At 48.0% G+C, this 18,130-nt stretch carries 15 protein-coding genes, 1 tRNA gene and 1 pseudogene; 10 read left to right on the top strand and 7 right to left on the bottom strand.

The window, feature by feature from the left end:
* Window positions 1-17: 17 nt before the first annotated feature.
* Window positions 18-1,862: an acyl-CoA dehydrogenase gene (locus E2I14_RS14835; protein ID WP_133329920.1), complete on the bottom strand. Its 1,845-nt coding sequence runs from the start codon at window positions 1,860-1,862 to the stop codon at window positions 18-20.
* Between the two features lie 398 nt (window positions 1,863-2,260).
* A tRNA-Arg gene (locus E2I14_RS14830) sits at window positions 2,261-2,337 on the bottom strand.
* Window positions 2,338-2,535: 198 nt separating this feature from the next.
* On the opposite strand from E2I14_RS14830, the gene E2I14_RS14825 reads away from it, so the two are divergent.
* Window positions 2,536-5,205: a DUF349 domain-containing protein gene (locus tag E2I14_RS14825; RefSeq protein WP_133329918.1), complete on the top strand. Its 2,670-nt coding sequence runs from the start codon at window positions 2,536-2,538 to the stop codon at window positions 5,203-5,205.
* 130 nt (window positions 5,206-5,335) lie between these two features.
* Here the strand turns inward: E2I14_RS14825 and E2I14_RS14820 are convergent, their stop codons facing one another.
* Entirely contained in the window at window positions 5,336-5,863 is a 528-nt protein-coding gene (locus E2I14_RS14820; RefSeq protein WP_133329916.1) for a response regulator, read from the bottom strand.
* 397 nt (window positions 5,864-6,260) lie between these two features.
* Here E2I14_RS14820 and E2I14_RS14815 point away from each other — a divergent pair, with 397 nt between their 5' ends.
* From E2I14_RS14815 to E2I14_RS14775, 9 genes and pseudogenes are all read left to right on the top strand, one after another.
* Window positions 6,261-7,019 (top strand): 3-hydroxyacyl-CoA dehydrogenase, encoded by a 759-nt coding sequence (locus tag E2I14_RS14815; RefSeq protein ID WP_133329914.1) that lies wholly within the window; start codon window positions 6,261-6,263, stop codon window positions 7,017-7,019.
* Window positions 7,020-7,266: 247 nt separating this feature from the next.
* Window positions 7,267-8,481: a patatin-like phospholipase family protein gene (locus E2I14_RS14810; protein ID WP_133329912.1), complete on the top strand. Its 1,215-nt coding sequence runs from the start codon at window positions 7,267-7,269 to the stop codon at window positions 8,479-8,481.
* A gap of 12 nt (window positions 8,482-8,493) precedes the next feature.
* Window positions 8,494-8,871 (top strand): ribonuclease domain-containing protein, encoded by a 378-nt coding sequence (locus E2I14_RS14805; protein ID WP_133329910.1) that lies wholly within the window; start codon window positions 8,494-8,496, stop codon window positions 8,869-8,871.
* Window positions 8,872-8,911: 40 nt separating this feature from the next.
* A pseudogene (locus E2I14_RS14800) lies at window positions 8,912-9,310 on the top strand (barstar family protein); the annotation flags it as partial.
* A gap of 174 nt (window positions 9,311-9,484) precedes the next feature.
* Window positions 9,485-10,075 (top strand): phosphoribosylglycinamide formyltransferase, encoded by a 591-nt coding sequence (gene purN / locus E2I14_RS14795; RefSeq protein WP_133330149.1) that lies wholly within the window; start codon window positions 9,485-9,487, stop codon window positions 10,073-10,075.
* Between the two features lie 286 nt (window positions 10,076-10,361).
* Complete coding sequence (locus E2I14_RS14790; RefSeq protein WP_133329906.1) at window positions 10,362-11,624, top strand: RsmB/NOP family class I SAM-dependent RNA methyltransferase; 1,263 nt, start codon at window positions 10,362-10,364, stop codon at window positions 11,622-11,624.
* A gap of 61 nt (window positions 11,625-11,685) precedes the next feature.
* The gene (locus tag E2I14_RS14785) at window positions 11,686-13,008 is read left to right on the top strand and encodes a mechanosensitive ion channel family protein (RefSeq protein ID WP_227544755.1); all 1,323 of its coding nucleotides are present in this window, start codon (window positions 11,686-11,688) and stop codon (window positions 13,006-13,008) included.
* Window positions 13,009-13,264: 256 nt separating this feature from the next.
* Window positions 13,265-14,467: a DesA family fatty acid desaturase gene (locus E2I14_RS14780; protein ID WP_133329904.1), complete on the top strand. Its 1,203-nt coding sequence runs from the start codon at window positions 13,265-13,267 to the stop codon at window positions 14,465-14,467.
* Between the two features lie 102 nt (window positions 14,468-14,569).
* Window positions 14,570-14,962 (top strand): YunG family protein, encoded by a 393-nt coding sequence (locus E2I14_RS14775; RefSeq protein WP_133329902.1) that lies wholly within the window; start codon window positions 14,570-14,572, stop codon window positions 14,960-14,962.
* A 64-nt stretch (window positions 14,963-15,026) separates the two neighbouring features.
* Here the strand turns inward: E2I14_RS14775 and E2I14_RS14770 are convergent, their stop codons facing one another.
* The 4 genes from E2I14_RS14770 to radC all read right to left on the bottom strand — a co-directional run bounded on the left by E2I14_RS14770 (window position 15,027) and on the right by radC (window position 18,105).
* Window positions 15,027-16,589, bottom strand: a complete 1,563-nt coding sequence (locus E2I14_RS14770; RefSeq protein WP_227544754.1) for a methyl-accepting chemotaxis protein — start codon at window positions 16,587-16,589, stop codon at window positions 15,027-15,029.
* Between the two features lie 270 nt (window positions 16,590-16,859).
* Window positions 16,860-17,027 (bottom strand): 50S ribosomal protein L33, encoded by a 168-nt coding sequence (gene rpmG / locus E2I14_RS14765; protein WP_105532956.1) that lies wholly within the window; start codon window positions 17,025-17,027, stop codon window positions 16,860-16,862.
* A gap of 23 nt (window positions 17,028-17,050) precedes the next feature.
* On the bottom strand, window positions 17,051-17,287 hold the full coding sequence (gene rpmB, locus E2I14_RS14760) for a 50S ribosomal protein L28 (protein ID WP_133329900.1): 237 nt from the start codon (window positions 17,285-17,287) through the stop codon (window positions 17,051-17,053).
* 143 nt (window positions 17,288-17,430) lie between these two features.
* On the bottom strand, window positions 17,431-18,105 hold the full coding sequence (gene radC, locus E2I14_RS14755) for a RadC family protein (protein ID WP_133329898.1): 675 nt from the start codon (window positions 18,103-18,105) through the stop codon (window positions 17,431-17,433).
* Between the last annotated feature and the right edge of the window lie 25 nt (window positions 18,106-18,130).

Below are 18,130 nucleotides of genomic sequence, written 5' to 3'. Positions count from 1 at the left end.
CAATGATTTAAAAAACCTTAAAAAGCATCTTCAGGAAAATCGGCGCAAGTCATATCGCGTGCGGACACAACGTTTAACCAAGCGCTAATTTTAGGAAGTTCAAAGCGGTAAAAATAGTGGGTGCAGCCGATGCGACCCTGATTGCTTGGTACTAGCAAGTCAGGATCATTGGCCAAAACGCAGCACGCTTGATCTAACCAAATCCAAGCCAAAACTGTGTGTCCCATCGCTTGCATGTAGGGCACCGCGTTAGCTAAGGCTTCTTGCGGGTTGCCAGTGGACCAAGCGGATTGCGTGGCCAGCCCTAACTTTTGCACCGCTGCGCCCAACGACTGTGCAAATTCTGTTAAGCGCGGTTGAGCGCTGGCTTTGATAATCGTGGCTTGCACGCGAGCGGCCAATAACTGCATCCCGCGCCCGTTTTCCATGAGTACTTTGCGCCCTAGTAAATCAAGCGCTTGAATGCCGTGCGTGCCTTCGTGAATCATATTTAAGCGATTGTCGCGCCAATATTGTTCGACCGCAAAATCACGCGTGTAGCCATAACCGCCGTGAATTTGAATTGCTAACGAATTCCCTTCCAAACACCATTCGCTAGGCCAACTTTTGGCAATCGGAGTGAGTAAGTCCAACAACAAGCGAGCATCGTCGGCGCTGGCTGCGTCTCCAGTCTGCTGCTCATCAACTAGACGCGCGCAATACAGAGCTAATGCTAACGCACCTTCGCCATAGGATTTCTGCGCCAACAACATACGCTTTACATCGGCATGTTGGATGATGCTGATTTGTGCTTGGGCGCTATCTTTACCAGAGCCCAAAATAGGACGACCTTGTGGTCGGTTGCGGGCGTAATCGAGCGAGGCGTAATAGCCAGCTAGACCCAATGCTGTGGCGCCAATTCCAACTGCAATGCGCGCCTGATTCATCATGTGGAACATGCAGGCCAGTCCTTTACCCGGTTCGCCAACCAGGTAGCCAATAGCGCCAGCTTTGCCATCGACTTTGTATTTACCTTCGCCAAAATTGAGCAGTGTATTGGTCGTGCCGCGCCAGCCTAATTTGTGATTTAGTCCCGCCAACGCTACGTCGTTGCGATCGCCAGTGAGTTCGCCGTTTTCAGTCACCAAACGTTTTGGCACGATGAATAATGAAATACCGCGCGTGCCGGGAATCAGCTTACCTTCGGCATCCGGTATTTTCGCTAAGACCAAATGCACGATGTTTTCGGTGAGTTCATGATCACCGGCAGAAATCCACATCTTGTTGCCACGCAAGCGATAACGTGGACCGAGCGGATCGTGTTCCCAAGCGACGCCATTTGCTTCGTCATCTGGCACAGCGCGGGTCACAATGTCTGACAGGCTGGAACCAGCTTGTGGTTCAGACAAACACATCGTGCCGCTCCAACGCCCTGCATATTCTTGGCGCGCAAATACTTCTTGTTGTTTGGGTGAGCCGTGCGCCATCAGCAGATTAGCGTTGCTGCTGGTTAGCATGCTGCTGTTAATGCCGATTGAGGCGCACGCAAAAAATGCATTTGCCGCGGCCTCGATACTGTGCGGAAGTTGCATTCCGCCGATATCAGCATCTTGCGCCGCGCTCAGCATGCCGGATTCGGCATACGCTTTATGCGCCTCATAAGTAGCTTCGGGTAACACAACCCGATCACCTTCGATGCGCGGTTCTTGGATATCAACCAAGCGATTAAACGGCGCGTATTTTTCCCGCGCAATGCGCTCGCACATATCGAGCGTGGCATCAAACGTTTCGCGGCTATGTTCAATGAAGCGATTTCGGTTGGTAAGGCTGACACTGTCCAGCCAGTCGTACAACATGAAATCAATGGTTGATCGTAAGCTCATTTTTATCCTGTCCAATACAGAAATCGGGGAAGTGTTGCATGCTGGCTTTTGGTCGAATCAAACTAATTCAATTACAACTGTGCATGGCCTATAAGTTGCAATTTGGCATTTTTTTGAAACTATACCTTAATTGATCGAATGTATCCCGCTCAGATAGTCGATTCCGAAGTAACCGAATGATTTGTTTGATGGCCGCTTTGTTTGAGCACGAATTGGTTGTGCTTGCGCTATCGAGGCGCTTTATAACCCAACTCAATGATGAGATAGCGAGGTACGACTAGCGTGAGAATAAAACTAGAAATGGATGGCAATGATGGCTTGGCGAGGTAAGGTAAGGTCTATGATCGCCAAAAATCAAAAAGGGTTACAAGCCTAAACTTGTAACCCTTCGACATTACTGGTGCGGCTGGCAGGAATCGAACCCACGACCCCTTGGTTCGTAGCCAAGTACTCTATCCAGCTGAGCTACAGCCGCGAAAGACGGTATTCTATGCGAGCTGTATATCCCGTGTCCAGTTATTTCTCCGAAATATGCTTGAAATAGTGAATTAATCGACTTACGAAATATGACTTGCCGATAAAACCGAGTTGGGATTTCTACAAGGCTTTTAAATTTGCTAAATAAACTCGTCTAATTCACCAAGCCAGAAGCCAATGCGGGCCAAGGCTTGCTATGATGCTGGCTCTTATTTATTTTAACCATGCCGCCATGTTTGATTTCTTCTTTAAAAAACGCACCGCCGCCAAAGCTGCTGAATTAACTCAACTGCATTTAGAACAAAAAGAACAAGCCGAAACCGCAATTGCCGCGGCTAAATTTGCCCACAAACAGTCCGAAAAAGAAGCCCAGTTACATCAAGCTAAACAGTTCTCTGGTCAAGAAGACGCCGCGCTCGCTTTTATTTTGCAATCCGACTTTGCCGATGCGCGGTTTCAAGCGGTGCAACATATTCATAGCCAAGCAGCATTAGAGCAAGTTAGCCAAGCGATGCGTAATTCGGACCGCCGCGTGAGTAAATTTGCCCAAGAAAAGCTCGCGCTCATACAAAAAGCACAAAAAATGACTGAACTAGCAGCCGCCTGCGCTCAACGCGGCGCGGAATTGCTAGCCCATCCCATCGTGCTGGTGAACCAATTAACCGAATGGGATAAGGAGCGACTCGCTCTGGGAGAATACGGCGCGACTTTGTTGAACATTAAAACCGAGCTGGACGCGCGATTGGATGCCCAGCTCGAATTGCAACGTCAGGCTTTGCAAATCAGTTCGGCTTTGCGTTCGCTGGTAGATACGAATTCGTCGGTGCAGCCGATTGAACTTGAACAAGCTCAGTTGATTGATTTGGAGCAGCAATGGCAGCAGATTCAAACCAATCCGCTGCTGGTGAGTTTGCCTAAAAATTATTCGGTCCAGTTGGAGCAAAATTTAACTCAAGCCAAATCACATCTACAAAACAAAGCCACCGTGGCGCGGGTTCTGCACGAACGCAATGAAGCCTTGCTGGCTTGGGAAACTGACGCTGAATTAGCCTTGGAGCTAGTTTGCGCTAAGTGGAAAACATGGACCATCGCAGCCGCCAACTTAAGTCCAGATCAACTTCAATTGGTTGAACAACAGGAAGCCGATTACGCGACCTTGGTGGCAAAACTAGCGACCACCAATGTTATTGCGAACGCCAAAATGTCGCACGCCAAAAAGTCCGAATCTGTGCCAGCCGATAAGCAAAATACCGATGAGACTATTCTCAAAACAGCGATTGATCATCAAGCGACTATCGCTGCATTAGAGCAAGCCTTGGAAGAGGGCAGCTTGCAGCAAGCGCTGGATTTGGATAAAAGTTTGCGCGCCGCCAGCAATCCAATCAAAGGCGAACTGGCTAACCGTTTAGTTGGCTTGCGCGCTGAGCTAATGCGGTTGCTGGATTGGGCTAAATGGGGCGGCAATGTGTCGCGTGAAGAATTGATCAAGGTTGCCGAGGGATTAGTTAACTCAGAATTAGCCGCACCAGAATTAGCTAAGCAAGTCGGCGGTCTGCGCGCACGTTGGAAGGAATTGGACCGCACCAGCGGCTCGGCACCGCGCGCGATTTGGGAACGCTTTGATCAAGCGTGCAACTGCGCATACGAAGTGGCCGACGCTTTTTTTAAAGAGCAAGCGCAAATTCGGCAAGCGAATTTAGCCATCGCACAAGCGCAATTAATTGCCTTGGACGGTGCAATCGTTGCTGCCAACGAGCAAACAAGCAATGCCACACCCGATTGGAAAGCGTTACAAAGTTTGGTCGCGCAAGCCAAGATCGAGTGGCGCAAAATTGGCGCGGTGGATCGCAAACACAAATCCCGTTTGGAATCCGAATTCACCGAAAAACTCGCAGTTCTAGAACGCCCATTAATCGAAGCGCGTCAGGCAGCGCTGCAAGTGCGTGAACAATTGATCGCCAGCGTCGCTGATTTGGTCGCCAGTGACAGAGACGCCGCAGATAAAGTCCAACAAGCGCAGCAACGATGGCAGCAAGAAGCGTTGGCGTTGCCTTTAGAGCGTAAAGATGAACAGCGTTTATGGAAGCAATTCCGTGCGGCTTGCGATGCTATTTTTGAGCAGCGTAAAGCGAACATGGATAGCCAAAAACAGCGCCGCCAGCAACAGGCCAATGAGAAACAAGCTTGTTGTGAAAAGTTAGAGCAGTTGTTAATCGAAAATCCATCTGCTTCTAGCGCACAAATCAATGCTGTCCTTCGAACCGCCAAGCAAGAGTGGCGAGAATTATCCGCTCAAAATCGCGGTATGGAAACGCGCTTTGACGCCGCTGTTAGCGCTCTGGAACAGCAATTATCCGAGTTGGACAAGGTCGCCAAGCAAGCCCAATTGGAATTGTTGCACGCCAAAATAGCGATTTGCCAGCAGGTCGAATCAGCCATTGATTTACTTGAAGTGAGTGAGTCGCAAATAGCAGCGTGGGAAGCGGATTGGGAAGAAAAAAACCAAGCTGGCGGTAAATTAATTGGTTCCAGCGCGCAGTTGAATAAAGCTGTGCAAAAGCGTTTTAGCAATGCGTTGGCTGCGCTGAAAAATGGACGCGATTCGACTAAAGTTGATCGTGCTTCAGTTGGTGTGCAGTTGGATGAATTGTTGTTGAAGTTAGAAATTCTTGCCGGCTTGCCTAGCCCAACAGAGTTGACTCAGCAGCGTTTGCAGATGCAGGTTAAGGGTTTGCAATCTGCGTTAAAGAATCGCGAAAATGCCGATTCTTTTGACGATCATTTAACCGCGCTATGTGCCTTGCCGGTGCAGTTCAACGAACAACAGCGCCAGCGGGTTCAGCAGATTTTGCTGAGTTCAAATTAAGCTTTGAAACATTTAGCCCGCATAGTCTTGCAATAAGCAATTCGGACAAAAAAAGAGCGTTACCGGTTTGCACATCGGTAACGCTCTTTTCATTTTTGGACGGCCTGCTATTGGCAAGCCAAGCAAGGTCTTATTGCAAAGTCGCTGGTGGTTTTAACATTTCTTCCAATACTTCAATCAAAGCCGAACGTGTGATTTTTGATTTGATGGTAAAGGCATCGACGCTGGCGCGATATGCTTCGTGCGCGGTGTGCACGCCGCCGGGTTGGCCGGTACGAATCACGATGCGCAGGTCTTTGAGTTTTAATTCTTCCCGAATAACGTCTACTAAGCGAAATCCAGCATCCACCGTTTCCATTACGACGTCGAGCAAAATCAACGCGATCTCTGGGTTTTCTACCAACATTTCGCGGCCTTCACTGGCGGAAAATGCGTGCAAAAATTGGATTGGACGACCGTGGATTTTTACTCCGTTCAACGCCAGAACAGTGGAATCATGCACAGTTTGATCGTCATCTGTCACCAAAATTTTCCAAGGTTTGATGCTAACCAAGTCGGCAATGCTTTCATCGTCATCTAAGAAATTGACGAGATCGTCATCATTCGAGCCGGATGAAAAAAGTTGATTGAAGGCGTTTTGGATCGAGATAAATGTCATGTCGTTGATTAAAAAATAGCGGGTGATTCGGATTGCTGCTTAGTGTGCCAAGGGCAGTTCAATATTACACGGTGCTGTCGCTAACCAATGTTAAAAATTTTTAATGCGCCAATCCAAACGACTGTAAAGCTGAAGTTTCTAAAATGCAAAATTCTAATTTTTTTTATGATAGCCGAACCTATGTAATTTTTATAGCTGTTTTCTCGTATAGGATGTAATTATTAATACTAGGAAGCAAGCCATGTAGTACAGAAGCATTGGTCACAACTGTTGCTACTTTGTGCTTGGCTGGATGGTAACAATTAATTCTTTTCAGCATTGTTGGGGTGCGATATTATAGCGCTTTACGTTGGCGTTAACGTCAATTCAGTCAACTCATCTTTTCAAGGAAAACTGTATGCAAATCCAAGATAACGTATTTATTGTGACCGGCGGCGCTTCTGGCTTGGGCGCAGCCAGCGCTCGAATGATCGCGGCGAACGGCGGAAAAGTAGTCATCGCCGATTTGCAAGTTGACGCCGGTGAAAAGTTAGCAACTGAATTAGGCGGACAATTTGTGCGTTGTGATGTGACCTCCGAAGCAGATGGACAAGCGGTCGTTGCGGCGGCTACCGGATTGGGCACGTTGCGTGGTTTGATTAATTGCGCCGGTGTTGCGCCAGCCATGAAAACGGTGGGTAAAGAAGGCCCGCATTCGTTGGAAGCGTTTCAACGCACGGTCAACATCAATTTAATCGGCACATTTAATATGTGTCGCTTGGCTGCTGACGCGATGGCAAAAACGGAAGCAACTAGCCAAGGCGAACGCGGCGTGATGATTAATACCGCTTCGGTCGCGGCATTCGACGGTCAAATGGGCCAGGCAGCGTATGCGTCTTCCAAAGCGGCGGTCGTTGGTTTGACCTTGCCAATGGCGCGCGATCTGGCACGCAATGCTATTCGCGTCATGACGATTGCGCCCGGTATTTTTGAAACGCCTATGTTGTTGGGTATGCCGCAAGAAGTGCAAGACGCATTGGGTAAAAGCGTTCCTTTCCCGTCGCGCTTGGGCAAGCCGGATGAATATGCCCAATTGGCGAAATCGATTATCGAAAACATGATGTTGAACGGTGAATCGATTCGTTTGGATGGCGCGATCCGTATGCAGCCGAAGTAATACTTCGATCGGATCAATCGGTGTACAGGCCGGTGGCAGGACGCGCTTGGTGATGGTGCGGCGCACAAGATGTGTCGTGTAGCAATGCGATTCTCGGTGCATTTCTTATCGCGTCGACTAAGCGCCAAACCAAGCCAGTTTGTGCAACATGACAATTGTTAGGTTGGATATTAAACTAACGCAGACTATCCTAAAGATGGGCTGCGTTATTTTTTGTGCATTTCACTTCTACACCTAACATGAAGATATGACGGATAACACTAAAACAGGATTAATCCTAACCGGCGGCGGCGCGCGTGCTGCGTATCAAGTTGGCGTGTTGCGTGCGGTGGCAAATCTTCTTAAATCACAAGGCTGGCCAGCCGATAAAAATCCTTTCCCCATCATTTGCGGCACTTCGGCAGGCGCCATTAATGCAACCGGATTAGCTTGTAGTGCAGACAATTTCGGCTTGGGTTTGCGCCGCTTGGAACGTGTTTGGTCGTCGATGGAAGCGCATCATATCTACCGCGCGGATTCCTTGGCGATGGCGCGTTCAGGAGCGAAGTGGATAACGCTCTTGTCCGTTGGTTGGATGCTTCGGCGCTGGATTAGGAAGCCGCCTGATTCTTTGTTCGATAATTCGCCCTTGGCGGAATTATTGAATCGGATGTTGGATTTTTCTGGCTTGGATGCCGGCTTGGCTTCGGGGTCGCTCGACGCTTTGGCTATCACCGCGTCGTCATACACCACCGGGATGCATTTAACGTTTTATCAAACGCTCGCCGACATTGAACCTTGGGTGCGCTCGCAGCGCCTAGCGCAACGCGATTTTATTACGGTTCAGCATTTGTTAGCGTCATCCGCCATTCCATTTATCTTTCCGTCGATCCCATTGAATTGGGCGGGTGGTTTGGAATATTGCGGCGATGGCTCGATGCGTCAACTCGCTCCTATTTCTCCGGCAATTCATTTAGGCGCGAAGAAAATTCTGATTGTCGGCGCAGGGCGCATGTCGGAAGCGAAACGCGCTTTACCGCAGCAGATTGCTTATCCAAGCATCGCGCAAATTGCCGGTCACGCCATGTCGAGTATTTTTTTAGATAGTTTGGCGGTGGACATTGAGCGGCTAGATCGAATCAATAAAACTTTATCGCTGTTGCCCGAGCAATACCGCAATCAGAGCGGCCTGCGTCCGATTGAAACGTTGGTCATTGCGCCTTCCGAGCGCGTGGATGAAATCGCCTCGCGCCATATTCAAAGTTTGCCTGCCCCGATCCGCGTGATGTTAGGCGGCATCGGCGCGACTGAGGCGCGTGGTTCGGCCTTGGCCTCGTATCTATTATTTGAAGCCAGTTTTACCAATGAATTAATGACGCTCGGGATGACTGATACGCTGGCAAAAAAAGACGAAGTATTAGCCTTTTTTAAAGAAGACATTGCTGCGCTTTCTAATCAAGCCAAGTCCGTTGTAAATCAATAATTAGGTCCAATAATGAAAAAAATTCCCCAAGCTATTTTGCTGTCGCTCTTGTTAGGTTTGCTTTCGTTTAGCCCAATTAGTTTGGCTCAATTTGATAACTCGGTCGGGACAATTCGCTGGAACGAGTTACCGTCGTCGGCGCAAGAAACGGTACGGTTGATTAAACAGAACGGCCCCTTTCCGTATGAAAAAGATGGTGTCGTGTTCGGCAATTACGAGCGAATTTTGCCCAAACAAAAGCGTGGTTATTACCACGAGTACACCGTGCCAACTGCAGGGGCACGTAATCGCGGAGCGCAACGCATCATTGTTGGTGGCGCGCCGCAATATTCGGACGAAATGTATTACACCAGCGACCATTACCGCAGCTTTAAACGTATTGAGCGTTAATCAATGTTAATAACCGCAGCCTTATCTAATGGGAGTCAATGTGAGTTTATTCAGTACCGTGCGCGCTAACAGTGTTCAATCGATTCGAGCATTTCGCAGCGCTGATTTGCAGGCTGAAGCAGTGCGCTTGGGGCAGCATTTTTTAGTTGCGAATTGCGCGCACGCTGGCACCAAAGCGGCAGTGTTAGCCGCCATTGCGAAAGGATTTTATTTTCCGGATTATTTCGGTGAAAATTTTGACGCGCTCTATGATTGCTTAACTGGTTCGCTGCACAAATCGGGCACTCAGCCCGGCTTTGTGGTGGTGTTGGAGCAGATTGCCATGTCGCAGGAGTTCGATAAAGAAGCGCGCGAAACCTTGTTGGATGTGTTTCGGGATGCCGCCGATTTTTGGGAAAAGAAACACGTTCCGTTCCGGGTGTTTTATTCATTTGCCTAAACATTACGCAGAGCGGATGTTATTTCGATCGCCGCTTCATAATCGCTTTTAACGCATTTTTGGTGCAATAAATGCATGTCATGCCGTTAATTTTCTAGGTAAACTTTGCCGCTTTCGGGCTAATTCTTGGCTTTTAGCTATTTTGGCGAAGTCCAGATGCTGTACAATACTGCGATGAAAAATATCGTTATTTTGATTTCAGGTCGTGGTAGCAACATGCAGGCGATAGTCGCCGCAGCAACATCGCAACACTGGGACGCACGCATCACCGCCGTCATCAGTAACCGGCAAGAAGCAGAAGGTTTAGCCTTTGCCGAACAGCAGGGAATTCCAACCGCTGTTGTATCCAATAAACAGTATTCGACTCGGTCCGAATTTGATGCCGCATTGCAGGCACAGATTGATCAATTCGCGCCTGATTTGGTCGTGCTTGCTGGCTTCATGCGAATTCTGACGCCGGAATTTGTACAGCATTATGCTGGCCGAATGATTAACATTCATCCGTCTTTGCTGCCGAATTTCACCGGATTACACACGCATCGCCAAGCATTACAGGCCGCCGTGAGTGAACACGGCGCGACGGTGCATGTGGTCACACCTGAGTTAGATCACGGCCCGATTTTGGGTCAGGCAAGGATTCCCGTTATTGCTGGCGACAACGAAGAAAGCTTGGCGGCACGGGTATTAGAGCAAGAACATGTGCTGTACCCAAGCGTGATCAAGCAAATTATTGACGGCACAATAAATCTGCGCGATCAACACTGAGTTGGTTGCGCCTGTGTAGGGTTTGCGGCAAATGGCGAGCGCAAAATAGTTAATTGGCGATTGAATTAAACCTATCGTCGCCTACTATTCTCAATGTTGTCGGCAAGCTGTTCAAGCGCGCTTTAAATGTCCAGCAATATCCCGATTTTTCAATCTCAGTAGTTTTAATTTTCACGACCTGTGTGGGTTTTAGTTTTTTGAGCGAATGACTCCATTCCTTGAGCAAAACCCATATAACTCGATTACCAATCAAGTAGCAATTTGTACCCATTAAAGAAAGAATGTCATGCGCTTACCTCCCGCCATCATTGGTCACACGGAAGAAGTTTTACGCGAAGTTTTGCGTTTTACTGCTCCCGCCGACAACACTTTGTCACGTTATTTTCGTGACCACACTCGGTTGGGCGCACGTGAACGGGGCGTGATTGCCGAGAGCATTTACGGCTTGCTGCGTAACAAAGCGGTGTACACCAGTTTTTCGGAATCGGGCAGCGGTGCGTTGATTCGTCGTATGGCGTTATTGGCGCTGGCCGACGGAGTTGGGGTTGATTCCTTAGGCGGTTTAAGCGAACAAGAAACTGAATGGCTAACCCGTGTGATGGAAATTGATCGCACCCATTTGCCGCTCGAGCTGCGCGTCAATTTGCCAGAATGGTTGCTGAAAAAACTCACGGAGCAATTAGGCGAAGAAGGCATGTTAGCTTTCTCAAAAGCGACCAATTTGCCTGCGCCGTTAGACTTGCGCGTCAATAGTATGAAAACCGACCGCGCCGCGGTACAAGCTGAATTAGCGCTGGCGCCAATTCAAGCCGAACCAACACCGTTTGCGCCAGACGGTTTGCGGATTTTGAAAAAGCCTTCACTGCAAAATTTACCCTTATTTAAAAGCGGCGCAATCGAAGTCCAGGACGAAGGCAGTCAATTGTTAGCTCAAATCGTCGGTGCTAAGCGCGGTGAAATGGTGGTCGATTTCTGTGCTGGTGCGGGCGGCAAAACCTTAGCACTAGGTGCCGCAATGCGTAACACCGGGCGCTTGTACGCATTCGATATTTCTGAAAAGCGTTTAGCCAAACTCAAACCGCGTTTGGCCCGCAGCGGATTATCGAATGTGCATCCAGTGTTAATCGCGCATGAACGTGACGCTAAGATTAAACGTTTGGCAGGCAAATTGGATCGGGTTTTAGTCGATGCGCCTTGCAGCGGCTTAGGTACTTTGCGTCGCAATCCTGACGTGAAATGGCGCACTCAGCCAAGCGCAATTGCCGAACTCAATGAAAAACAAGCGGCAATTTTAGATAGCGCAGCGCGTTTGGTGAAAGCGGGCGGTCGCTTGGTGTATGCGACGTGCAGTATTTTGCGCGAAGAAAACGAAGCCATCGCAGAGCAATTTTTAGCCACCCATGCCGATTTTGAATTACTGCCAATGAGCGAAGTATTGGCGGAACAAAAGGTCGACCTGGCGATGGATCAATATCTGAAATTGTCACCTGAACTGCACCAAACCGACGGTTTCTTCGCAGCGGCGTTCCAGCGTAAAAAGTCTAGTTGATGATCAAACGGCTGATGCAGCGTCAGCCCGAACTCCCGTTTTCATTTTGTTGGAAGTAGCGATGTTAATTAATCTCTTAACCGATTTTTGGTCAGACCTGCACGAAACCCGCGTGTGGTGGCAGATCGCTGTTGTCGTGCTGTGCGTGTTGCTGACCCATTTTGTTAAAAAAATACTGCAACGTCGTTTCCCGATTGATGAATCCAACTCGCCCGAAGACGTGTATGCGGCGCGTTCTTTTTCGCGGATTTTGTTCCCGGCGATATTTTGGTTTCTGTTATTTATCGGGAAGCAGATTTTATTGAAGTGGCAGCATGTTTATTTGTTGTCGTTATTGATTCCGATTTTTGGCTCGCTGGCATTAATACGGTTCGGGATTTATTTGTCGCGTCGCATTTTTGCCAAAAGCGTTGATGTCACTGGCGCGCATTTATGGATGGAAAAGACCTTTTCCAGCGGCGTGTGGATTATCGCCATAATGTATTACACCGACGTTTTAACGGATGTGATTGACTTCTTAGACACCAATACGCTGGCTATCGGGCGCAGCAAACTATCTATCTTAGAAATTTTGCAGGGCCTAATATCGGTGGTGATTACCGTTTTATTGGCCCTTTGGGCGAGCGCGGCGTTGGATAAGCGTTTAATGAAAATGGGCTCCATTCACAGTTCATTGCGCACAGTGTTGAGTCGACTTGGACGCAGCTTGTTAATCTTGTTTGCGGTATTGATCAGCTTGTCTTTAGTCGGAATCGATTTAACGGTTTTATCCGTATTTAGTGGCGCATTAGGTGTGGGTTTGGGGCTTGGGCTGCAAAAAATTGCCAGCAACTACGTCTCGGGATTCATTATTTTGTTGGATCGTAGTTTGTCGATTGACGATTTGATTACAGTCGATAAATACAGCGGCAAAGTCAGCCAAATCAACACGCGCTACACCGTGTTAAAAGGCTTGGATGGCGTTGAGTCAGTAATTCCTAACGAAATGCTTGTCTCGTCACCAGTGCAAAATCTGTCCCTGACCGATCGTTCGGTGTGGATGAGCACCGATGTGTCGGTGGCATACAACACCGACATTGAAGCGTTATTGCCGCAATTGGTATCAGCAACCAAAACTGTTGAGCGGGTGTCAACAAAATCTGAGCCATCTGCCAATTTGATTAGTTTTGGTGCGAGCGGCTTGGATTTGCGCATCGGCTTTTGGATTAACGATCCCGAAAACGGCAAAATGGGCGTGCTCTCTCAAGTAAATCGGGCGATCTGGAAAGTGTTGCAAGAACAAAAGATTGAAGTTCCTTATCCGCAATCCGAAGTACGTATTTTGAATGCCGCTGAATTAGTTTCTGTTAGTGCAAGTAAATCGAACGCTGACCCAGCAATTTAAGTGGTATTTATTGCTGCATAGAACTAAACTGTGAAGTAGTTCGGCGCGAATTGTTTAACCAATGTTTGATCTGAACCAAGCCCCAAACCCGTTTTAGAGGGGTGATTTCGAGTACAATACCGACCAGCTAAAAATAAAATAGTGGCAGAGTAGTAATTAATTTGCATTAAATGAGGCCTGAGGTAATTTTCTTCAAATCATTTAATTGTGCAGCGATAAGCCACAAAGACATCTTATTAACAGGAGTTGATATATTTTGAGTAATTTTATTGCCGCAACATTGGATTTTTTAGCCAACGGTTTAACCCGCGCATCGGGCTGGGAAGTATTCATCTTTACGATGATTGTTACCCACATCACGATCGTGAGCGTGACGATTTTCTTGCACCGTTGCCAAGCGCATCGCGCATTGGATTTGCATGCAATCCCAAGTCACTTCTTCCGCTTTTGGTTGTGGCTGACAACTGGTCAAGTCACCAAAGAATGGGCTTCTATCCACCGCAAGCATCACGCTAAATGCGAAACGGAAGAAGATCCGCATAGCCCAGTGACGCGCGGCATCAAAAAAGTATTCTGGCAAGGCGCTGAGTTATATCGCGCTGAATCCAAAAACAAAGAAACCATGATCAAGTACGGTCATGGCACCCCAGATGACTGGATCGAACGCAATTTGTACACGCGCTTTAGCTGGCAAGGTGTTGCGTTGATGTTGATCATCGACTTCGCATTGTTTGGCGCGATCGGTATCACCGTTTGGGCAGTACAAATGTTGTGGATTCCGGTCAATGCGGCTGGGATTATCAATGGTATTGGTCACTACTGGGGTTACCGCAATTACGATTGTGCTGATGCTTCGACCAACATTTTGCCTATCGGAATCTTGATCGGCGGCGAAGAATTGCACAACAACCACCATACATTTGGTACATCAGCCAAGTTTTCGACCAAATGGTACGAATTCGACATTGGTTGGGTTTATATCCAAATCATGCAATCGGTTGGCTTAGCAAAGGTGAAGAAAGTCGCTCCAGAGCCAAAATTGGTGGCGGTTAAAGCGGAAGTCGATCAAGTTACTTTGCAATCCGTGATCGCTAACCGTTACGAAGTGATGGCGAAGTACAGTAAATCGATCAAAAAAATGTGGCGTGCTGAACTTGCGCATTTACGCGATAAAGCCAAATTAGAAGCCGACTTTTTAGCATCGAGCAAAAAGCTCATGCGCAGCGACCCAGCTAAATTGCAAGCCGTTGATTTGCAGCAGTTAAAAGAATTGTTCGCACACAGCAAAGCATTGAAAACCATGCACGAAATGCGCGTCGAATTGAATGTGATTTGGGAACGTTCCAGCGATACGCGTGAACAGTTAGTTCAGAAGCTGCAAGATTGGTGTTCACGTGCGGAAGCATCGGGAATTCAAGCCTTGGAAGAATTCGCGTTTAGATTGCGTCGTTACGCTTAAGCGATGAATTAGCCTAAATGAAAAAAAGCACCTTGTTAGGTGCTTTTTTTATGCACGCTCGCTACACAGGCTAGAGAATTAATGTTGAAAGGGTAAATTTAGATGTCGCAACAAATCACGCCAACTCGCGCCTTAGCAAATGTATCGACCCCGGTTGACTTGTATCGCCTGATCGCCCAAGTGTGGGCTGCGGATACGGCCAGCCCATCGAATGGCTGGTCGGCCAGTAACCCAGCGCAAAACCACTGTAGCGTCACGTCGTTGGTGGTGCAGGATTATTTTGGCGGGGAAATTTTGTCCACAAAGACCATTGGCGGAACGCATTTTTATAATGCGATTGATGGTCGGAAATGGGATTTAACCGTTAGCCAATTTGCGCAGCCTATCCCCTATGACGATACGCGGTCTTCGCGTGAACTAGCCTTGGCCGATACGTCAGAGCAAAAATACCGATTGCTTATCAGGCGACTTTTAGACCTCGTGGAGCAGCGTTGAAGCCACTACATTTGGCAAGCCCAGTAAGCACAACAATGCCCCAATTTTGGGCGTAGGGCTCGGCCTAAGCCATGCGCAATTTAAATGTCTTGGCAACCTCGCGTAATTGCACAGTTTGCTCTTCAAGTGCGCTGGCAGCGGCTGCCGCTTCTTCTACCAAGGCGGAATTTTGTTGAGTGACGTTGTCCATTTCGACCACCGCTTGATTCACTTGGCTGATGCCCTGAAATTGCTCTTGGCTGGCTGACGTAATCTCAGCCATGATTTCGGTTACGCGGCGTATGCTCTCAACCACTTCGGTCATGGTTGAGCCGGCTTCATTGACTAGCTTACTTCCGGCGTCCACGTTGGAAACAGAGTTGCCGATTAATTCCTTAATTTCTTTTGCGGCAGCGGCAGAACGTTGTGCAAGATTACGCACTTCAGCCGCCACGACTGCAAAACCGCGCCCTTGCTCCCCAGCCCGCGCTGCTTCGACCGCCGCATTTAAGGCCAAAATATTAGTCTGAAAGGCGATGCCGTCGATGACGCTGATAATGTCGACAATTTTTCTGGCCGATTCGTTAATCGTTCCCATGGTGCTGACCACTTCGGATACCACGGCCCCGCCACGGACAGCTACTTCGGACGCGGCTTGAGCGAGTTTGTTGGCTTGGATGGCGTTATCGGAATTATGTTTGACGGTGGAGGTGAGTTGCTCCATCGATGCGGCCGTTTCTTCTAACGAGCTCGCTTGCGCTTCCGTGCGCGCCGATAAATTCATGTTGCCAGCCGCGATTTCTTTAGAGGCTAAGGAGATCGTCTCCGTGCTGACTTGTACTTGCCCGATTGCTTCGGACAAGCTGTCACTCATTTTTTGCATGGCGCCCAACAATTGGCCTGGCTCATCCGTGAATTCGCTCACGATGTTGCCGGTTAGATCGCCAGAAGCCACCACATGGGCAATGTGGATTGCCTCGTTTAATGGTGTAACTATGCTTTTGGTGATGATGATGGCGCCGGCGACTCCTAAACCAAGTGAGATCGTGAGAATAATGGCTAAATGAAAACTGGATGAAATGACTTGGTTTGCGGATTGGGACTCGACTTCTTCTGATCGCTTGTTGGTAATGTCGACCAGTCGATTAATCGCCGCTAAATGGGTTTCATAACTTTTTTTCATTTTGAGCATGGCGGCCGACTTGCCCTCGTTGTCCTGTCGTTGGACAGCGGGAATGAATTCTGTCAACGCCGTATTGTAAAAAGCCACTGCTGGTTCGCTCGAAGCTTTTAACAGCGCTTCGGCAATATCGGGATCTAAACCCGCTTTGGCCCAATAATCGTGGCGCGTGTCAAACTCGGTTTTGAGCGCTTTAAAATGTTCAATCAGCTTGTCTTGTTCGGCCTTATCGTCGGTCGATAGGAGTTGGAAGCTCACTAAATAGGATTCCAATATGTATTCGGGCGGCGGCAGCACATCGCCAATTAAATCTTTTCCTGCAATGATTTTTTGATACACCGGACCGGTGACTTTGAGGTCGTTGAGGATTTTGAAAGACCAGACTCCGTACACAATGAAACCTGCTGAAAAAAGGGCGATTAAAACGGCTAATCGATGAGACAGGCGCAAGCTTCGTAACATATTCATGATGTTAGCCTTCTGTAGTTAACTTATTTCAACAGGAATCCCTCTGTAAACATTAGGTTAAAAAATCGTGCGCAAAAATGTTAATTTAGCTCGAAAGCTTTGTATTTTAAATGGACTGCGAATTGGAAAATTGGACGGAAGATGTGATTAGCGCCTGATGTTGTTGCGCGGTGGGGTGATTTGAGTATTGCTTGGTGGTGGCTGCAAACTACGCGGACACAAAAAAACCGCTTAAAAGCGGTTTCTTGTGCATCACTAGCAAATAGCCAATTATTTAATTTTGGTTTCTTTGTAGATAACATGCTTACGTGCCTTGGGATCAAACTTCATGATCTCCATTTTTTCAGGCATGCTGCGCTTGTTTTTTGATGTTGTGTAGAAATGACCTGTACCTGCAGTCGATTCTAATTTGATTTTGTCACGCCCTGATTTAGCCATGATATTTTCCTAAAATAGTTCGCTTAGACTTTTTCGCCACGGGCGCGTAAATCACTTAATACAGCATCGATACCGATTTTGTCGATGATGCGTAAGCCAGCGTTTGATAAACGTAAAGAAACCCAACGATTTTCAGATTCCACGAAGAAACGACGATTTTGCAAGTTAGGCAAAAAGCGGCGTTTTGTTTTGTTATTTGCATGAGAAACGTTATTGCCGACCATCGGCCCTTTCCCAGTGACTTGGCATACACGAGCCATGGCACACTCCTTAAAAGTTTTCCGAAATTGGAAAAAACGAAAGTATATCTAAAATCTGATGAAATATCAACGACTTGCTGAAATTAATTGTGTCTTTTATGTTCGGTAAATTTAACAATTATAAGTCGTTGCAGAAACATAACTTAGATCAAGCCATGTTCGGCAAAGGAATGTGCCCGGTTGCCCGCGACCACAATGTGATCTAAGACCTTGATCTCGACCAAGCTCAGCGCCTTCTTAAGCTCGTTGGTGAGTTCAATATCGGAGCTGCTGGGCTCGGTGTGGCCCGAAGGATGGTTGTGCGCCAGGATTACCGCGGCGCAGTTGTGGTGCAGGGCGCGTTTTACAATTTCACGCGGATAAACGCTGGCGCGAGTTAGGCTGCCGCGAAATAGTTCCTCGCTCTGGATTAAGCGATTTTTAACGTCTAAAAACAACACTACAAAAGTTTCAAACGACTTATTGCCGATTAAAAGCTGCAAATAGTGTTTTACCGCTTGGGGAGAATTGAGTGTGCAGTTTTCTTTAAGCTGTTCGGCTAGAGCGCGGTTGGCGAGTTCTAATACGGCTTGCAACTGGGCATATTTGGCTGGTCCGAGTCCGTGAATTAAGGAAAAACTTCCCATTGGAGCCGAGAACAAGCCTTGCAGCGAGCCAAAATGGCTGAGCATTTCGTGGCCTAATTCAACGGCGCTTTTGCCTTTTACCCCAACGCGCAAAAAAACGGCTAGCAATTCGGCGTCCGACAGCGCCGCCGCCCCAAGTTTGATGAGACGTTCGCGCGGGCGCTGGTCTTCGGGCCAGTCAGTGATGGACATAAATCATCCTAGATCAAAAAAGTGA

Origin of the sequence: Sapientia aquatica, assembly GCF_004358105.1 — a bacterium.
GTDB classification, from domain to species: Bacteria; Pseudomonadota; Gammaproteobacteria; order Burkholderiales; family Burkholderiaceae_D; genus Solimicrobium; species Solimicrobium aquaticum.
The sequence above is the reverse complement of the archived record's forward strand: the minus strand, read 5'-3'. Positions and strand labels throughout refer to the sequence as shown.

What these genes read in the sequence shown, in the direction of transcription:
- E2I14_RS14835 (WP_133329920.1), bottom strand. Translation starts at nt 1,862, where the DNA reads ATGAGCTTACGATCAACCATTGATTTCATGTTGTACGACTGGCTGGAC.
- E2I14_RS14825 (WP_133329918.1), top strand. Translation starts at nt 2,536, where the DNA reads ATGATGCTGGCTCTTATTTATTTTAACCATGCCGCCATGTTTGATTTC.
- E2I14_RS14820 (WP_133329916.1), bottom strand. Translation starts at nt 5,863, where the DNA reads ATGACATTTATCTCGATCCAAAACGCCTTCAATCAACTTTTTTCATCC.
- E2I14_RS14815 (WP_133329914.1), top strand. Translation starts at nt 6,261, where the DNA reads ATGCAAATCCAAGATAACGTATTTATTGTGACCGGCGGCGCTTCTGGC.
- E2I14_RS14810 (WP_133329912.1), top strand. Translation starts at nt 7,267, where the DNA reads ATGACGGATAACACTAAAACAGGATTAATCCTAACCGGCGGCGGCGCG.
- E2I14_RS14805 (WP_133329910.1), top strand. Translation starts at nt 8,494, where the DNA reads ATGAAAAAAATTCCCCAAGCTATTTTGCTGTCGCTCTTGTTAGGTTTG.
- purN (WP_133330149.1), top strand. Translation starts at nt 9,485, where the DNA reads ATGAAAAATATCGTTATTTTGATTTCAGGTCGTGGTAGCAACATGCAG.
- E2I14_RS14790 (WP_133329906.1), top strand. Translation starts at nt 10,362, where the DNA reads ATGCGCTTACCTCCCGCCATCATTGGTCACACGGAAGAAGTTTTACGC.
- E2I14_RS14785 (WP_227544755.1), top strand. Translation starts at nt 11,686, where the DNA reads ATGTTAATTAATCTCTTAACCGATTTTTGGTCAGACCTGCACGAAACC.
- E2I14_RS14775 (WP_133329902.1), top strand. Translation starts at nt 14,570, where the DNA reads ATGTCGCAACAAATCACGCCAACTCGCGCCTTAGCAAATGTATCGACC.
- E2I14_RS14770 (WP_227544754.1), bottom strand. Translation starts at nt 16,589, where the DNA reads ATGAATATGTTACGAAGCTTGCGCCTGTCTCATCGATTAGCCGTTTTA.
- rpmG (WP_105532956.1), bottom strand. Translation starts at nt 17,027, where the DNA reads ATGGCTAAATCAGGGCGTGACAAAATCAAATTAGAATCGACTGCAGGT.
- rpmB (WP_133329900.1), bottom strand. Translation starts at nt 17,287, where the DNA reads ATGGCTCGTGTATGCCAAGTCACTGGGAAAGGGCCGATGGTCGGCAAT.
- radC (WP_133329898.1), bottom strand. Translation starts at nt 18,105, where the DNA reads ATGTCCATCACTGACTGGCCCGAAGACCAGCGCCCGCGCGAACGTCTC.